Raw genomic sequence first — 17,698 nt, forward strand, 5'->3', positions numbered from 1 at the left:
TAAAACACAATAAATGAAACATCTTCTATCACTTACATTAATTCTTTGTATAGCACTGGTTTCCTGCAAACAAAAGGAAACTAAAAATGTCAAAAGCCACAAAATTGAAAACTTTAAAATCGAATTTGGAAAAGTATCCAAAACTTCTGTTTTCAACGAAGAAGACAACAGTGTTTGGGGCGGTACCTTGACAAAAGGTGAAGATGGCTTGTACCACATGTTTTACTCAAGATGGCCAAAAAAAATTGGTTGGGAATGGGTAAATTATTCAGAAATCGCTCATGCTACATCAACATCTCCATTCGGACCTTTCAAATTTCATGACGTAGTCTTAGGGGAAAGAGATAACAATAAATGGGATGGAACAACTACGCACAACCCTACTATTCTTAAAATAAAAGGAAAATACTACTTATATCACATGGGTAACACCGGGGATAAAAAAATTGTAAGTGTACCAGGAAAGGCAAAAATTAACTGGATGCACAGAAACAATCAAAGAATTGGAGTTGCAGTGGCAGATTCCCCAAATGGACCATGGAAACGCTTTGACCAACCTGTTTTGGATATCAATCATGAGGACGAAAACGCATATGATGCTTTGATGACCTCTAACCCATCTGTTTGCGAGATGGCTGATGGTAAAATATTAATGGTTTACAAAGCGGTTGGTAAAAAATTCCCACTTCCTGCAGGAGGCCCAGTGGTACACATGGTAGCTATTGCAGACAGTCCTACCGGACCATTTAAAAAATTCCCAGACCCTGTTTTTGTATTTCCAGGAGAACGATTCCCTGCCGAAGACCCGTACATTTGGTATCAAGATGGGAAGTATCGCGCTATTGTAAAAAGAATAAAATTTGAAGGTAAAAAACGTTTGTTTTCATTAGTACACTACGATTCTAATGATGGAATCAAATGGGAAAAAGCAAAACACTTTGATATTTCTGAAAGAAAAGTAACTTGGGAAGATGGTAGAGAACAACAGTTCACACACCTAGAACGTCCACAGGTTTATATAGAAAACGGAGAGCCTGTTGCTTTGTTATGCGCTGCAGACACCCTAGTAAACAACGTAAGAAATTCATTCAATATTCAAATTCCTTTGAAAATCACTAAAGAATAGAGTGAACTATGAAAAAATTAATAGGCATCATTTTTATGGGTTTTATTTTGATTTCATGTTCAAAATCAAACTCCACAGATAAGATCTTAGATAATTCCATATCTCTTAACGGATTATGGAATTTTCTTGCATCCAATGAAATTGACAATTCTGACTTACTCAAACAAAACTTCAAAAATTGGGATACGATAACCGTTCCCGGCAATTGGGACACTCGTGAACGTTATGCAACCTACAAGGGAAAAGCTTATTATCAAAAAAACTTTACCGTTCCCGAAAACTGGAATAAAAAAAATATTCGACTGAAATTTGGTGCTGTTTATCAAACAGCAAATGTTTGGCTTAACGGTGAGTTTTTGGGAGAACATGTGGGCGGATACTTACCATTTGAGTTTGATATTACTGAAAAACTAAAGAAAAACAGAAGTAATTCTTTAATTGTGATGGCAGACAACACTATAAGAAGAGGGGCTTGGTGGGCTTGGGGAGGAATCAGTAGAGATGTAACTCTTTTTGCTGATAATGAAATTCGATTGGTTAAACAACATATTACTAGCATACCCGACTTCGTTAAAAACATCATTTCGTTTGAAATAAAATACCAATTAGAAAACAAAAGTAACACAGAAAAGGTTATTGAAATTCAATCGGAAATTATCGATCAAGAAAAATTACCTCGTCAAAAAATAGCTATTCCAGCAAACGCTAGCCTCTACAAAACGATCACTTTTAAAAGAAATATCGCAAATTATAAACTTTGGAATTTTAACACTCCGAACTTATACAACTGTAAAACTGAAATCACTTTCGATGCTGCTATTTTAGATTCCAAAACGGATCATTTTGGTATTCGAAAGTTTGAGGTAAAGGGAGAGCAATTTTTCCTAAATAATATTGCAGTGCGAATGAATGGAGTAAACAGAATACATGACCACCCAGATTATGGAAATACAGAACCAGATCATTTAATCCTAAAAGATTTAAGTGATATCAAATCTTTGGGTTGTAATTTTTCAAGACTTATGCATGCTCCATTATCTGAGAACATACTAGATTTTTGTGATAAAAATGGTTTTTTATTGATTGAAGAAATTCCTGTTTGGGGAGAAAAAGATCCAAATTCCATACCCAACAATCCTTTGACTAAAGAATGGATGAAAGATTTAGTTAACAGAGACTACAACCACCCTTCTGTTGTTGCTTGGAGTGTTGGTAATGAATTGAGAACAACAAACCCTAAATGGGGTGAACAACATTTAACGGTTAAACAATATGAATATGTAAATGAAATGATTGATTATGTTGCAACTATAGACCCTACTCGATTAAAAACCTATGTTAGCAACACCTCGTACCAAGGAGGAATCAAAGGAATAGAGCCTTATGAAAAAGTTGATTTCTTATCAGTTAACAGCTATGGACATGCGTTGAAAATCATTGAAAAAGTACATAATCGATTCCCAAACAAACCCATATTTGTATCAGAAATTGGTAAAGGACAAATTGGGCCCGCCCCGAACGCTGTACTTGACCCTAATTTAATTCAATGGATCAAAGATTTAAAGAACTATCCTTATATTACTGGAGTCTCCCTTTGGAGCTATAACGACTATAGAAGTGATTATAAAGGAACTCCTGCCTCAGGATTCAGAGAATGGGGTATTGTTGATGAAAAAAGAAACAAGAAAAAAGCATATCAACAATTGAAAGAAGTGTATGAATATTGGCTCAATTAAACTAAACCTATGAAAAACTTAAAACACAAATTCACCACCTTGTGTATACTAATGAATTTCTTGGTTTTTCCACAAGCTGAAAATACTTTTGATTATTCTAAATGGAAACTTGTTTGGGAGGACAACTTCGACTACAAAAACAAAAACTTAGACAAAAACTGGGAATCTCAAAACGGACCTAGTGGACATATTCTATGCAGTCGATGGAGAGAGAATGCCATTGTAAAAAACGATATTTTGGAACTTATTGCTCGAAAAGAAAAAAGAGGAGGGCAAGATTGGACTGCTGGAAATATTTGGACAAAAAAAACATTTACTTACGGATACTTCGAATGCAGATATAAGTATGCAGGAGCAAGTGCTACCAATAATTCCTTTTGGTTAATGACAAGAGGTGGAGAACCTTCACTTGGCAAGAAATTTGAAATAGACATCAATGAAGGACACTTTCCTAATGAGGTCAATACGAACATTCATAATTGGTCTGACTATACTTATGACCACAAAGGAAAAAAAAAACATAGTTCAAGTCATATAGGATTTTCTTTCGGTACAAAACCTGCTTATGACTTTCCATTAGAGATCCCATTCGAAACTACTAAAATTAGATTGACCTCAAAAAACGCATCAAAGTTTCATATTAGAGAGTTTAGAGTTTTTGGAATAAATGAAAAAGGTAATTATCCTGAAGTTTTATCTGAATCCGCGGATCATGACATTCAGGGCTTGGTAAATCATATTCGTTCTAAAAACATGACAATTACCTCTAGTGGTAACTATGGAACACAATATCCTGAAACGAACATTTCTGATGGAAATATCAAAACCTCTTGGATTACACAAGCCAAAGGTGATAAGTGGATCCAATTTGAATGGAAAAATCCAATAGATGTAGGTTGCATCCAATTTATAAATGGATGGAACAGTAAGGATAAATGGAACGACTTAATTTCAGATTATAAAGTTCAATACTTAAAAGATGACCAATGGGTGGATGTGGCAACTCTGGACCTCCATAAAAACTCAAATTTTGCTGAAGAGTTCCATCTCTATGGACTAGAATGGGACGAAAAAAATATTATTTTTTATTTCGACGGAAAAGAAATTCGAAGGGAGAAAAACACATTCTGCTTTAGTGAAACACCAATTTGGCTAAGCCTTGCAATTATCAAATGGTCTGGTGCAATAACAGATCAATTGGATGGTGCTTCTATGAAAGTAGATTATGTAAAATATTACAATAAAAAATGAGGAAATACATCTTAATAAGACAAAACCTATAGTAAAAAAAATGAAAAAAAAATATCCATACTATATTGTTTCAGTTTTTGCCGTCTTGATAATGTCTTGTTCTAAAAAAGAATCAAACAATTCAATAAAAAAGAATAACTCAGCTGTTTTTCCGTTTAAGATGCCTGATAAAAAACCAAACATTCCATTAAGTGCATCTTCTGAAAGAATGTTTGAATTTCCGGCTACAAGAGTAAGAGATAATGAATTATTTTCTCAATTCAAATATACCAGGCTTAAAGGGTTTGATTATAACAATGGAGATGGAACCATTTCGAGAAGAGACCCTTCAAGACCAATTAAAGTAGATAGCACCTTTTTTATTTGGTATACAAAAAGGAACACCAAGGTCCCTCCAATTGGATGGAACAGAGCTTCGGAAGCCACAAACACTATACCATCAACAGATTGGGATTTATGTGATATTTGGTATGCTACCAGTAAAGATGGTATCACCTGGAAGGAAGAAGGAGTAGCTATTTCTAGACCCAAAAAACCAAATCCAGGCTGGAGATCTGTAGCCACTCCTGATATTTTAATTTGGAAAGGGAAATACTATCTGTACTATCAAGCATTCGATGAACCCAGCGGTTTAAGAGGTGATTTGTGTCCCGTTTCTATGTCATATTCTGATTCTCCACATGGTCCATGGATTCATGAAGCGGACAAAGTAATTCCTTTCGGAAAAGAAGGAGAATGGGATCAAAATGCAACACATGATCCCCAGCCACTTGTTTACAAGGGTAAAATCTATATTTATTACAAAGCTGCCTATAACAAATGGCCAAATGACCGACAAAATTATACTGTAGGACATGGGTTAGCAATAGCTGATACCCCCATAGGTCCTTTTACCAAACACCCTTTGAACCCTGTCATGCAATCCGGCCATGAGACAACTTACTGGAAATTTAGAGATGGGATTGCAACCTTAGCTATTAAAGATGGAAACGAAAGAGAAACCATCCAATATGCAAAAGATGGTGTAAATTTTAAAATCATGTCGGGTGTTTCTTTAACTCCTACTGCCGCAGCTCCCTATACTGCCGATGCCTTTATAAATAAAAATAACGGAAGAGGGTTTACCTGGGGCCTATCTCATTTTGTCAACGCTGGAACTCCTAAAAAAAGTTACTCAATAATCGCTAGATTCGATTGTGACCTAAGCCTTGATTACCACAATCCTGAAATGAAAAAAACCGGCGTTTGGCATAAACCTGAGGTATATTTTGAACAAAGTCCAGGCACACCAAAAAATCCAGAAGGAAGATAATTAAAAATAGAAACAATGAATTTCAAAAAAACAACACCTTTAGCATTACTTATACTTCTAAGCGTTTATTGTAACGCCCAAAATCCTCCAAATATCCTATGGATCAACTGCGATGATCTTGGAAGAGAATTAGCTTGCTACGGTAATCCTGATGTCTATACTCCTAACATGGATAAATTAGCATCCGAAGGTGTCAAATACACCAATGCTTACTCTAACGCACCTGTTTGTTCTGCAAGTAGATCCTCTCAAATTTTAGGAATGTACCCAAGTGCTGCCAACGTCTTAAACCATAGAACTATGGATAAAAAACCGTTACCTGAAGAGTTCCCAACACTCATGGAATTATTTCGAAAAAACGGATATTATTGCACTAATGGTTGGGCACATGCAATGCATAAACCTGGAAAAGAAGACTATAATTTTTCAGATAAAAACTTGTTTGATAGTACAGATTGGAAAAACAGAGATAAAAACCAACCTTTTTTTGCACAGGTACAAATACACGAGCCTCATAGAGTTTTTGTAAAAGACAAAGAAAATCCAATTGACCCAGCGGAAGTTACGCTACCTGGGTGTTACCCAGATTACCCATTGATCAGGGCTGATTGGGCGCTATATTTAGAAAGTATTCAAATTGCCGACAAAAGAGTTGGGCATATTTTGAATAGATTAGAAAAAGAAGGCTTGTCAGATAATACCATTGTAATTCTTTTTGGAGACCATGGTAGACCACACATACGTGATAAACAATGGTTATACGAAGGAGGCCTTGCGATACCATTAATTGTACGTTACCCTAACAAAGCACAAGCAAACAGCATTAAAACAGACCTAATTAGTTTAATTGATGTGAGCGTAAGCTCTCTTGAGATGGCTGGGATCAAACCTACTAAAAACATGCATGGTAAAAATGTTCTTTCAGGTGACAAACGAAAGTATGTGTTTGGATTCCGCCAACGCTGCGGAGATGCAGTAGATGATATACGATCAATCACTGACGGCAGATATAAATTAATTTGGAACAGAATACCTGAATTGCCTTATATGCAATTAACCAGCTATAAGAAGCTTCAATATCCAGCTTTTAGTTTATACCATTTATTACATGAAAAAGGGGAACTTGCCGCTCCGTTCAATCAATTTATGGCGGATACACGACCTGAGTTTGAATTATATGACTTAACGAAAGACCCTAATGAATTTAACAACCTAGCCACCAAAAAGGAGTTTAAAAAAACAAAAAAAAGACTTTATAACCAGTTAAACAAGCTTGTTTGTAAAATTGAAAAACACAATGTTCCAGAATCCCCAAAAAGCACAGAGCGTGCTAAGGCAGGATCCTATAATTTTTACGCAAAAGGAATGGCAAAAAAAGGCTTGCCTGAAAATGCAACTAACCAAGAAATTGTTGACAAATGGAAAATTGATTTGCTGCAATAAGCACAATTAAAAAAACAAAAAAAGCCTTGAAGAAATCCAAGGCTTTTTGCGTTCAGTAGATACTACTTATTCTTTGATGATCTTACGTTTCAAACCATTATCTGTTTCTACAAAATATACTCCTGGAGTTAAATCTGAAACATCTAAAGTGTTGCTTGCATTCAAACTTTTAACATATTGACCTAAAACGTTAGATACAATAACAGTTTTGGCCCCATGTAAATCAGAAATATTCAAGTTTCCTTTTGTTGGATTAGGATAAACTTTAGTTCCACTGTGTAAAACTTCACCTGAAACACTAGCCGTTGGATCTACAAATTGTTCAATATTATCAATATAGAATTTATCGTTTATGTCTAACGTGTCAAAAATAAAATACATTCTAGAAACGACTCCATCAGGATACCCATAACAATTAACTTCTATAGAAGACCATGTAGACATAGAACCACCTGTGTACGACGTTGAAGCTGTTTGATAAAAATTTCCATCAATTTTTAAACCTAATGTAACTGTTCCTGTCGCATGAGGAGTAAGTATATCAAATCGAAAAGATTTACCATTTATTGAGTTCATTGAAGTTAACGATGCACCTACTGGATCCACAATCGGGAAAGCATAGTCTGGTGCTCCAGCAGCTGTAATATGCCATTCAATCGCATTAGCAGATGAAGCAGCAGGTGAATATGCTGTGTCATCAACTAACATAGCTTCAGCTTTTTCACCACCATGTTGAAATTTAATTTCCCATTCCGGAGTTTCTTCATCAAAAGTAATTGTTCCAGTTGGTAACTGGGCATTCATTGTTCCTGTAGCGAAAATCGCAACTGCAATAATTTGTAATTTTTTAATCATAATTTAAAATGTTTATATGGTTATTATTTAATTACAAACGTAAACACAATAATCAGTTATTCAGCCACGAGATAAACCTGATATAGAAATAACATCATATATACAAAACATCAAAAAACCCCAATAAAACTGACGAATTCAATTATACAACCAATAAACACTAATTAATCATAACGCAAAAACGTCTTTGAAAATCTCAAAGACGTTTAAACTTATTCTTAAAACAAATACTTATTTCACAAACTTAACAGTTCCGTTTTCTGTGACAAAAATATAGATACCTGAAGGTAAAGCCTCCACTGAAATTTCAGATGATGTTAAACCTGATTGAACAGACACTCCGGTCATATTATATATAGTATATTCTTTAGAAACATTAGAATTAACTACTAACACATCTCTTACTGAACTATAATATACAGTTCCCTTATTCTTATTTACATCAATAACAGACAGTACAGAAGAATCTATATCAAAAGTCTCAGACACATATGAAAATGTTTCTGCATCAGCTTCTATCCCTCCGTTGTACCCATATCCCAAAACTTGCAATCTAACTCCATTTAATGACGATTCTAAGTTAGGTACTGTAATATCAACTGTCGTTGACTGCAATAAATCACTAGTCGTTACCGTAGCAGCTGCTGTGGTAGCTTCTGGTATCGAACCATAACTATTTGTCAAAAATCGTACCCTGACATCTATAACATCTCCTCGATTTGGATTTTCTTTAATTGCCGTATAATCTACTCCAATGGTTAGCACATCTCCCTCAATTAACTGTCCTGTTGTTGAGGTATGATAACTTGCAGGTGTTACACCCTCAATACTTGTAATTGAAACCGCAGCTGAAACTGGTACCACATCAGTCTCAATCACCAAATTTGTTACATAGTTCCCGATATCCCATGAACTTCCATTATAACCACGAACCTGAAGACGTCCTAAACTTGTTCCAGGGTTTACCGAAGGAATTGTTAATTGCAAGGTTATCGTCTGAGCGGAAAGCGAATTTGTTACTGTGGCATCAGTTTGCTTACCTGCATAAAAAGTCCAATTATCAAAAAGTTTGATATGCAGATTGGAGCCTCCACCATTATCTTTAACATCTGTATAGGTAACTAAAACATTTAAGACAGTCCCTGCTGATAAGCTTGGATTGTTTGTTTTAAACGTTTCTGGATCCTCACCATTAATAGTTGTTATACTAACATTTTGCGCGTTTAAAATTGAAATTGCAAAAATAGCAATCACATAAAGTAGTTTTTTAATCATAATATTAATTTAAGTTGGTTATTGTTAACACCATCTAAATTAGTAGTTTAACAAGAAACAAGCACCATGATATAAACTTGATACAACAATAATAACGACCTCACAAAAACCGAACAAAAAAAATCAAACCCCTGAAAAACAACACTATAAAAACAAGAAAAACAAAAAAAGACAGATTTAAACTCAAGCACTGTATGTCAATATAAAATCTACTTTTTAAACAAAAAAAAGCCCTTTGAAATATTCAAAGGGCTTTATTATGAAAGAAAATGAATTTAGTTCTTTATGATTTTTCTTTTCAATCCATTAGCAGCTTGTAAAAAATACACTCCTGATTTCAATTCTGAAATATCAATAGTAGTCTCTGCATTAAAAGTTTTAACCACTTGTCCTAATACATTTAAAACTTGAACCGTGTCAAGACCTGAAACATCAGAAATATGGATAATTCCAGATGTAGGGTTTGGATATATCTCTAACTCTCCACTTAGATCGTTATTAACAGAAGCAACTGGAGCTTCATTTACAATTGAAAAAGTCATTCCAAAAAAGTCATTTATCCAACCATCATCAGTATCATTTCTACGCTGTAAATCATACCTATCAGCACTACTTCCTGTCACAATTTGATTTCCATCACCATCATCAACAGTTGCATCAACGCTTAAACCATTTAAAGTTGCATCTAATGGAAACGTAAAATTGATTGTACTTGATCCAGAAATTAAAGTACCCTCAGTGGTAGTAATATCTGCATGAGTAACATCACCAATAGTTGCATTTGCATAAGGATCTTCTTCTCCATTTGCTGGATGCACCAATAAAATTCTATACCTAAGTCCTGAAATTGTTGTATTTGCCACATAATCAAACGACATTGTAAAACTCTCTCCTCTTGTTACTGTAGGAATAGTTGTTTGAACGTTAGAAATATCAATATATCCTGCAGGATAGTAAGCATCAACAATTGTGATAGCTTGGTTATTATTTATTAACGATTTCGATCCTACATCAGGATCTCCACCGGAAAACTTTAAAGTTGCAGCCACTTTGTTATCCGCATCTTCCTGATCCAATACTGTTAATGTAGTTACCTCCCATGTAATTATACGAGGAGAAGTTCCTGCTCCAGAATCAGACACGACATCTACATTTGTTTTAAAACCAGAAGATTTTGCAAAAATATTATCACCACCTGCATTTTTGATTGGCATCCATAAAGTACTAAAAGAAGTTGGTTCTGCTTCTACTGGATCAGCTCCTGCATCCCAAGTAATGGTAGAAGTAACTGTGACTGTAGTTTCACTAAACGGAGCAACACCATCATTACCATCATCATTTAAAAAATATCCATTTGACGAAATCACAAGATTATCTGAACCTGAATGTGAAATAGAATAAGCAGTCGTTTGCCCATAAGACATTGAAGTTACCACCATGGTAACCATAAAAAGTAATTTTTTAATCATCATAAAAATTGTTTAAGATTATTTATTGTTTCATCAAAATTAGATAATATCAGTTTGAACAATCATCGTATATGTTTTAAAAACTACTACAAATGAACCAACAAAAACATGTTAGAATACTCTTATTTTGAACGTTATTTAACAAGGCTAAGATTCAAAAACAAGAAATAAACACCTTTAAACACTAAAGATAGCTTTAGAACAAATGATTCTAAAAACATCACATATGTGCAAATGATTGCACTAATGATTCTGATTGTTTTGTCAATAAAAAAAGCCCCTGATATACTCAGAGGCTTCATTATAATTATCTTTTTTAATTCTTCACTATCTTTCTTTTCAAACCATTATCGGCTTGTATAAAATATACACCTGCCTTTAAATCTGAAATATCAATTGAGTTTTTAGCCTCAAAAGTTCTAACTACTTGTCCTAACACATTAGAAACAGATATAGTCTGAATTTTAGAAATATCAGAAATATTAACAATCCCAGTAGTTGGGTTTGGATAGACTAACAAACTAAGATTTGAATTGTTATTATCCACACCTAAAACCGAACCATTTGAATGAGTTATCTCATCAACATAATAAGTCACTTCAGCAGTATTCTTTGGATCATCTACACTATCATGATTGAATGCAATATCATATTTTGTGCTATTCCCAATACTTGTAACTGAATTATCAAACTCAATTAGAGTCCATGTATTTGGAACTACATTAAAAGACACGGTAATTTTATCAGCAGACAAATCTGCAGCTCCTTTTGCAAATGTGATAGAACCTGTTGCAACTGGAGAATAAAGTTTCAACTGTACATAAGCGGCCAAAGCTAAATTCCCAGTACCATCCTTTAAAATTCTCGTTCTTGAATCGGTATTAGCAGCAGTAGTCTCTGTAATCTTCAACACATTATCACTTGTATTAATGCCCGTTTTACTTGGATTAGCAACTACACTAGCTGAAATCCCTGAACCTTTTATTGGAGTGGTATAAGTAGCCCATTCAGGAGTACCATCCTCCGCATCTCCTCCAAAGGAAACTAATTTTGTTTGTGCAAATGACATTGACGTTGTTGCAAGCGCAACTAAAAGTAATTTTTTAATCATAATAAATTGTTTTTAGGTTATTATTTTGTTCTTGACAAAACTACCTTAACACAATTCATATGGATATCATAAATGTTTCAAATTCTATACTAAAAGTAACGTCTAAAAAACGAAATTCTTTAGCTCTATTACTACCTTTTTGAAAAACACTATTTGTCACCTATAAATACACTAGACAAAATCTATTTTAACCACATAAAACGATACAAATATGAGCATAAATAGGTCAAATGTTTTTTTTAAAAAAATTCAAAAAAAAGCTCATGATTACATCATGAGCTCAAATCAATAAATTAAAAAATTCCAAAACTCGTAATTAAAACTTAATTTTAAATACAAATGCATGGTTTCCCAGTTTTTCTTTAGGCATTTCCACTGATAAACATTTATGATTCTGTGAAAAATCCAACTTGGTTTTATTCTCTAAAAATTCAATAGAGGTAATTTTTTTCGACAAATATGAATTCCCTTTTTTCAAACTATGAATTTCCAAAACACCACTTTCAGGCCAGTCCAAAACTGTGGCGTATAAAATATTTCCCTTAGTTGTGAACCTAATATCTTTAGAAGTATTATCTGCATTTTTATGTTCACTTAAATGCCCCTCTTTTACTTCAAAATCTCCTTCGCCATATATCTGAAATGGACGGGTACCGTAGATTGCCTCTCCATTAGTTTTCAGCCAATCCCCCATCTCCAATAAACGTTCTTTTACACCTTCAGGAATAGATCCATCTGCTCTAGGTGTTATATTCAATAATACTGCCCCATTTTTACTTACAACATCAACTAAAAAATCAATCAAACGATTGGTTGATTTGTACTGTGGATTACTAATATGAGACCACGCCTTCCAATCTATAGAGTCATCCGTTAACCAAGGAAATTCTTTTTTTTCCTTCATACGAGACCTCTCTAAATCTAAAACTGCCGATCCTTCTGCAAAGTCGAAAAACTTATAGGTTGAAACAACCTCTTGATTCTTTTCTTCTGCTGTTTGATAATAATATTGCAAAAAATCTTTTCTATACTGTTCTCCAATAACATCTACCTTGTTATCAAACCAAACCATATCCGGACTGTATTTATCAACGATTTCCTTTAAACGATCTAACCATTGTTGATTGAATTCTTCCCCTGCCATTGGATAAGTTTCAGGATCAAACTTTCTTTTTTTATGTGGATTATTAGGATACTTAAAATCTCCTTTGTTTACTTTTGGGCCATACAATCCAGCATATTCAGGATTAGAAGCATCTGTATTTTCATCCCATGTAGGAAACCAAGCATACAACCATTGTCTATGAAAAGTAGCGATGAACTTCATATCACGTTTTCTTATCTCTTTAGATAGCTCTCCCATGATATCTCTTTTGGGTCCCATTTCTTTTGAGTCCCATTTTGTTAAATCACTATCCCACATGGCAAATCCATCAGCATGCTCCGATACAGGACCAGCAAATTTTGCGCCAGCATCCTTAAAAAGTTGTGCCCACTCTGCAGGATCAAATTTTTCTGCGGTAAACATTGGAATAAAATCTTTGTAACCAAAAGAATCTAAAGTTCCATATTTTTCAATATGATGCTTATGAATCTTATGCGCTTTCCCTTTTCTTGCCTCAGGATTATTCGCATCAACATACATCCAATGAGAGTACCATTCCGTTTCATAGGCAGGCACTGAATATGGCCCCCAATGACAATAAATTCCAAATTTTGCATCCAAAAACCAATCCGGCGTCTGATGCTGCTTTAAAGACTCCCATTCTGCTTTGTAAATAACCCTCTGTTTTATGGAAGTCTCATGCGTTTTGGAACATGATATCAATATAAGTGAAACTGCTATGATATATTTGATCGCTTTCATTCTATTATATATTTAATTGGAAATGATATAGCTCAAAGATATCAATTAGATCAACTTGTTAGGAACACAAATCGCTTAATTAAAAGACTAAATGGTTTTTTATTCTATTTTGACTTTTAATATTTCTGAGGTAATACCTGCTGTTGAAGCGGAAATAGACTCCATGCCTTGTTCAGTTTTTGTCTGAACCAACAAAATAGCTTTTCCTTGATGAGTTTTCACAACATTACCTTGATGGGTCGCCACATTTTTTTCCCATCCATTATCTACACCAATCGTTTTCAACAACTTACCATGACTAAAACTAATGGTATGTTCTTTATCGGTAATGAGGTTTCCTTTTTCATCTAACAAGTTTATTTCTATGACCGCCACATCATATCCATCTGCTTTTAGAATAGTTTTATTCCCTTTTATAGCAATGCTAGTCAAAACACCTTGACTTGATAATTCATACGAATCAACTTTTATACCATTATTATAGCCCACTACTTTTAATACACCTTCACTATATGGTACCATCCATTTGATAATATTATCTGTTTCTTTAACATCTTCAAGTTTTTGTTTTCCTAAAGAATTTTCGTTTAAAAACAATTCAGCCTCTTCACAATTTGTATACGCCTGTACAATAATTGGTTCCGTAGCTGTATAATTCCATTTTGGATACACTTTGTACCATTCCCATTTCCTAAGCATTTTCCATACAGGTGCAGGTGTATACTGCATGTCAAATTTCCATCCCTCTTTTTCCGAATAGGAAAATTCTGATTCTTTAGCTGGAGTAGTCACCATATATACCTTTGGGTCCTTTTTCCAAAGACATTCATAAAAATGACCTCTTGGTGTTTTCAAACCTGCATAATCGAAAAATGAAATTTCCAAACCTTTTCTTGGCCAAGGTCCCGCTTCTCCTAGATACGCAAAACCAGTCCAAGCAAAAATACCAGAAACAAATTCCCGTTCAATACAAGCTTTCCATTCCGAATAAGCCCCCCAATTCTCTGTTCCTAATATTTTTAAATTAGGATATACTTTGTGAGCTCTATCATATTCTGAAGCGCGATAATTAAATCCGTATACGTCCACGGCTGTTCCATAACCACTAGCCATACCTATAGAAGGTAAAACACTACCACACGTTGTTGGACGAGTTGTATCCACTTCTTTGACCCATTTCACCAACTGCTTTGCCGTTTTTGCTAGAGGATCTTCTCCTTCAAAATGTTTAGTAAAAACTTTATTAATATTAACAACATCGTAGTCAGGAACTTGCTCATACCCCTGGGCACCAGATTTTTTATTTATTTCTCTGTATGCTTTAGAATAATACGGAAACGTCCATTCAATTTCATTTCCGATACTCCACATAAAAACAGATGGATGATTAAAATCTCTCAAAATTAGATCTTTCAAATCACGTTCTGCCCATTCATTAAACACAGACGGATAAGATTTAGAATCTTCCTTTGAAGCAGCATTATCTCCTAAATAAACTAAACTTTTCTTTTTAGGGTTGTACCATTCATCAAAGGCTTCTGCCATCACTAACATTCCTTTTTCATCACAAACCTCCATCAACTCAGTAGAATGTGGATTGTGAGACATACGTACAGCATTCACCCCTATTGATTTTAGTTTATCAATCCTATACTCCCAAATTGCCTTTGGAACCGCTGCTCCTACAGCACCAGCATCATGATGTAAATTAACTCCTTTAATTTTCATGTTTTGACCATTTAAAGAAAATCCTTTAGCTGCATCAAAATTAAAAGTTCTTACCCCAAAAGTTTCAATCACCTCATCTACAATATCTTCAGAATCAAACAACTGCACTTTTAAGACATATAAATTGGGAGAATCAACACCCCATAATCTAGGATTCAAAATTGGAATAGCAACCTGAATCGTATTTTGATCTTTCACTTTTTGCTCTTTGCTCTTTACCAACTTTTTATCAGCATCATAAACACTATATTTTATTGATAAATTATCCTCAGACATAGCCACAGCATCCGACAACTTTGTACTAACAGATAATAAAGCTTTATCTTTCGAAACCTCAGGTGTAGTAATTTGTACCCCCCATTGTTTCATATGTAATGGATTCCTCTTTATCAACGTAACGTTCCTATAAATACCAGAACCAGTATACCATCTGGAATCGACAAAAGCCTTTCTATCTACCTGAACAACAATCACATTGTCAGAACCATCAAAACTTAAAAACTCTGTTAAATTATAAGAAAAACTACTATATCCATAAGGTCTTTTCCCTAAAAAATGACCATTTATCCATACACTTGCATTATTGTAAACACCGTCAAACAAAACCGAAATCTCTTTATCTTCATCTTTTTCTGAAAGAACAAAGTGTTTTCTATACCAGCCCATACCACCTTCAACAAACCCAGTACTAGCGGCTCCTTTTTCTTTATTATAACCTATTTCTATACTCCAATCATGAGGTACATCTAAAACCCTCCATTGAGAATCATCATATGTCGGAGATGCTATTTTGGCATCATCTTTCAATTCAAATTTCCAATTTTTATTAAAATCAATGGTTTCTCTAGAATTATTTTTCTCTTGACTACAAGCCACAAATAATAAAAATAATAATAAAAGGGTAATACTTAGCGATGCTATTCTCATGAGTTTGATGTATTATTTTAACAAATTCACTGGCTTAAACACCACCGAACCGTCTTTTAATTTAGTTTTATCTATTAGGTTTGAACCCTTAATAAATTTTGTTCCAATGACAAATGCTTTGGGATTATTTACTGCATCAACAGCTAACAATTCGTCTGATTTGAAATACCAAATAGAAAATTTAGCAGGATCTTCCTCTTGTCGAGTGATCACTTCATCATAACCTTGAGACAATCCAACCATTTGTAATTTCACATCATATTGATCTGACCAAAACCAGGGGATACTATTGTATTCTGATGTTTTCCCACAAATTGCTGCAGCAGCAACCTTTGCCTGGTCTACCGCGTTCTGAACAGACTCTAAACGAATTTTTCTATCATAATGTGGATTGTAGTGATACGTGCAGTCACCGATAGCATAAATAGAAGCATCACTTGTTTTCGCGGTTCCATCAACTTGAATTCCATTATCAATCACAAGTCCGGCATCTTTAGCCAATTCTGAATTGACTTTAATTCCAACACCCACAATAATTATATCCGCCTCATAAGAAGATCCATCAGCACAAACAACAACATTAGTTTCCGATTTGGCATCAATCTTTACAACATTTTTATTGACTAAAACATCCACGCCATTTTCATGATGCAAATCCATAAAAAACGACGACATTTCAGGAGCTGTCACCCTGGCTAAAACTCGTTCTTCCCTTTCTAAAACAGTAACATTACCCCCTAGTTTCTTTAAAGAAGCTGCTGTTTCCAATCCAATATAACCTCCTCCAATAATCAAAATATTTTTCGAAACTGATTTCTCAAATGCCAATCGGATATTCTCTACATCAGCTCCTGTTCTTAAAGGAAATAAATTTAATGCTGATTTAACTCCAGGAATAGGTGGAATAAAGGGTCTAGCTCCTGTGGCTAAAACTAGTTTATCATATTCAATAAGGGTCCCATCCTTCAATACGATATTCTTTTCTAGTCTATCAATTTTTTGAACTGATACTCCTAAACACAACTCAATAGATTCCTTATCATAACTCTCTTTTGACTTCAAAAAGTTAGAATCCATTCCCTCAGCACTGGTTAAATATGCTTTTGACAAGGGTGGCTTGTGATAAGGCAATATTGGATCGCGATCAAATAAAACAATTTTCCCTTTCCAACCTTCCTTCCTCAAGGAAAATGCAAAATTAACACCACCATGACTTGCACCTATTACCACACAAGTCTGTGTATCAGTATTGTTCTCAACCATCATTTATTTTTTAATTATTCAGATTCCGCAACCTGCAACACAACACCATCTAAAGCATCACTAATTTCTAATTGACAACACAAACGACTTCTATCATTTGCATGATCATTTAATTCGAGCATATCCGCTTCTATTTCACTTGCTTCACCCGTTTTACTAACATGAACCTCATCTACATGCACATGACAAGTTGCACAAGAACACACTCCACCACAATCACCATCAATTCCAGGTACATTATTATCTACAGCCAACTGCATTACTGACCCTGAAGTCCCCTCTAAGGTAACCGTCTCATTCTCTCTTGTTATAAATGTTATTTTTGCCATTTTATT

The 17,698-nt window shown here is 34.5% G+C and carries 13 protein-coding genes; 5 read left to right on the forward strand and 8 right to left on the reverse strand.

Features of this window, described 5'->3' with window-relative positions; all coding sequences use genetic code 11:
* Nucleotides 1-13 precede the first annotated feature (13 nt).
* From AC2DZ0_RS06925 to AC2DZ0_RS06945, 5 genes are read left to right on the forward strand one after another with little or no spacing between them, the layout of a single operon-like run.
* Nucleotides 14-1,126 carry a glycoside hydrolase family protein gene (locus AC2DZ0_RS06925; RefSeq protein ID WP_484644562.1) on the forward strand — a complete coding sequence of 371 codons (1,113 nt, stop codon included), beginning with the start codon at nt 14-16 and terminating at the stop codon, nt 1,124-1,126.
* A gap of 8 nt (nt 1,127-1,134) precedes the next feature.
* Nucleotides 1,135-2,862 (forward strand): glycoside hydrolase family 2 protein, encoded by a 1,728-nt coding sequence (locus AC2DZ0_RS06930; RefSeq protein WP_484644564.1) that lies wholly within the window; start codon nt 1,135-1,137, stop codon nt 2,860-2,862.
* Between the two features lie 9 nt (nt 2,863-2,871).
* Nucleotides 2,872-4,113: a family 16 glycosylhydrolase gene (locus AC2DZ0_RS06935; RefSeq protein ID WP_484644566.1), complete on the forward strand. Its 1,242-nt coding sequence runs from the start codon at nt 2,872-2,874 to the stop codon at nt 4,111-4,113.
* Between the two features lie 40 nt (nt 4,114-4,153).
* A complete protein-coding gene (locus AC2DZ0_RS06940) occupies nt 4,154-5,425 on the forward strand; it encodes a glycoside hydrolase family 117 protein (protein WP_484644568.1) in 1,272 nt (423 codons plus the stop codon).
* Between the two features lie 15 nt (nt 5,426-5,440).
* Nucleotides 5,441-6,868 (forward strand): sulfatase-like hydrolase/transferase, encoded by a 1,428-nt coding sequence (locus AC2DZ0_RS06945; RefSeq protein WP_484644570.1) that lies wholly within the window; start codon nt 5,441-5,443, stop codon nt 6,866-6,868.
* Between the two features lie 66 nt (nt 6,869-6,934).
* Here AC2DZ0_RS06945 and AC2DZ0_RS06950 read toward each other — a convergent pair whose 3' ends face one another.
* The 8 genes from AC2DZ0_RS06950 to AC2DZ0_RS06985 form a co-directional block, all read right to left on the reverse strand.
* On the reverse strand, nt 6,935-7,723 hold the full coding sequence (locus AC2DZ0_RS06950) for a T9SS type A sorting domain-containing protein (protein ID WP_484644572.1): 789 nt from the start codon (nt 7,721-7,723) through the stop codon (nt 6,935-6,937).
* Nucleotides 7,724-7,954: 231 nt separating this feature from the next.
* Nucleotides 7,955-8,998: a T9SS type A sorting domain-containing protein gene (locus AC2DZ0_RS06955; protein WP_484644574.1), complete on the reverse strand. Its 1,044-nt coding sequence runs from the start codon at nt 8,996-8,998 to the stop codon at nt 7,955-7,957.
* A 275-nt stretch (nt 8,999-9,273) separates the two neighbouring features.
* Entirely contained in the window at nt 9,274-10,470 is a 1,197-nt protein-coding gene (locus tag AC2DZ0_RS06960; protein WP_484644576.1) for a T9SS type A sorting domain-containing protein, read from the reverse strand.
* A gap of 313 nt (nt 10,471-10,783) precedes the next feature.
* Complete coding sequence (locus AC2DZ0_RS06965) at nt 10,784-11,578, reverse strand: T9SS type A sorting domain-containing protein (protein ID WP_484644577.1); 795 nt, start codon at nt 11,576-11,578, stop codon at nt 10,784-10,786.
* A 316-nt stretch (nt 11,579-11,894) separates the two neighbouring features.
* On the reverse strand, nt 11,895-13,445 hold the full coding sequence (locus tag AC2DZ0_RS06970) for an alpha-L-fucosidase (RefSeq protein ID WP_484644579.1): 1,551 nt from the start codon (nt 13,443-13,445) through the stop codon (nt 11,895-11,897).
* 99 nt (nt 13,446-13,544) lie between these two features.
* Nucleotides 13,545-16,100 (reverse strand): glycoside hydrolase family 2 TIM barrel-domain containing protein, encoded by a 2,556-nt coding sequence (locus tag AC2DZ0_RS06975; RefSeq protein ID WP_484644580.1) that lies wholly within the window; start codon nt 16,098-16,100, stop codon nt 13,545-13,547.
* Between the two features lie 12 nt (nt 16,101-16,112).
* The gene (locus tag AC2DZ0_RS06980) at nt 16,113-17,363 is read right to left on the reverse strand and encodes an NAD(P)/FAD-dependent oxidoreductase (protein WP_484644581.1); all 1,251 of its coding nucleotides are present in this window, start codon (nt 17,361-17,363) and stop codon (nt 16,113-16,115) included.
* Between the two features lie 14 nt (nt 17,364-17,377).
* Complete coding sequence (locus AC2DZ0_RS06985) at nt 17,378-17,692, reverse strand: 2Fe-2S iron-sulfur cluster-binding protein (protein WP_484644583.1); 315 nt, start codon at nt 17,690-17,692, stop codon at nt 17,378-17,380.
* Between the last annotated feature and the right edge of the window lie 6 nt (nt 17,693-17,698).

Source organism: Flavicella sp. IMCC45668, from assembly GCF_057219105.1.

What these genes read in the sequence shown, in the direction of transcription:
- AC2DZ0_RS06975 (WP_484644580.1), bottom strand. Translation starts at nt 16,100, where the DNA reads ATGAGAATAGCATCGCTAAGTATTACCCTTTTATTATTATTTTTATTA.
- AC2DZ0_RS06960 (WP_484644576.1), bottom strand. Translation starts at nt 10,470, where the DNA reads ATGATGATTAAAAAATTACTTTTTATGGTTACCATGGTGGTAACTTCA.
- AC2DZ0_RS06930 (WP_484644564.1), top strand. Translation starts at nt 1,135, where the DNA reads ATGAAAAAATTAATAGGCATCATTTTTATGGGTTTTATTTTGATTTCA.
- AC2DZ0_RS06980 (WP_484644581.1), bottom strand. Translation starts at nt 17,363, where the DNA reads ATGGTTGAGAACAATACTGATACACAGACTTGTGTGGTAATAGGTGCA.
- AC2DZ0_RS06925 (WP_484644562.1), top strand. Translation starts at nt 14, where the DNA reads ATGAAACATCTTCTATCACTTACATTAATTCTTTGTATAGCACTGGTT.
- AC2DZ0_RS06970 (WP_484644579.1), bottom strand. Translation starts at nt 13,445, where the DNA reads ATGAAAGCGATCAAATATATCATAGCAGTTTCACTTATATTGATATCA.
- AC2DZ0_RS06955 (WP_484644574.1), bottom strand. Translation starts at nt 8,998, where the DNA reads ATGATTAAAAAACTACTTTATGTGATTGCTATTTTTGCAATTTCAATT.
- AC2DZ0_RS06965 (WP_484644577.1), bottom strand. Translation starts at nt 11,578, where the DNA reads ATGATTAAAAAATTACTTTTAGTTGCGCTTGCAACAACGTCAATGTCA.
- AC2DZ0_RS06940 (WP_484644568.1), top strand. Translation starts at nt 4,154, where the DNA reads ATGAAAAAAAAATATCCATACTATATTGTTTCAGTTTTTGCCGTCTTG.
- AC2DZ0_RS06945 (WP_484644570.1), top strand. Translation starts at nt 5,441, where the DNA reads ATGAATTTCAAAAAAACAACACCTTTAGCATTACTTATACTTCTAAGC.
- AC2DZ0_RS06935 (WP_484644566.1), top strand. Translation starts at nt 2,872, where the DNA reads ATGAAAAACTTAAAACACAAATTCACCACCTTGTGTATACTAATGAAT.
- AC2DZ0_RS06950 (WP_484644572.1), bottom strand. Translation starts at nt 7,723, where the DNA reads ATGATTAAAAAATTACAAATTATTGCAGTTGCGATTTTCGCTACAGGA.
- AC2DZ0_RS06985 (WP_484644583.1), bottom strand. Translation starts at nt 17,692, where the DNA reads ATGGCAAAAATAACATTTATAACAAGAGAGAATGAGACGGTTACCTTA.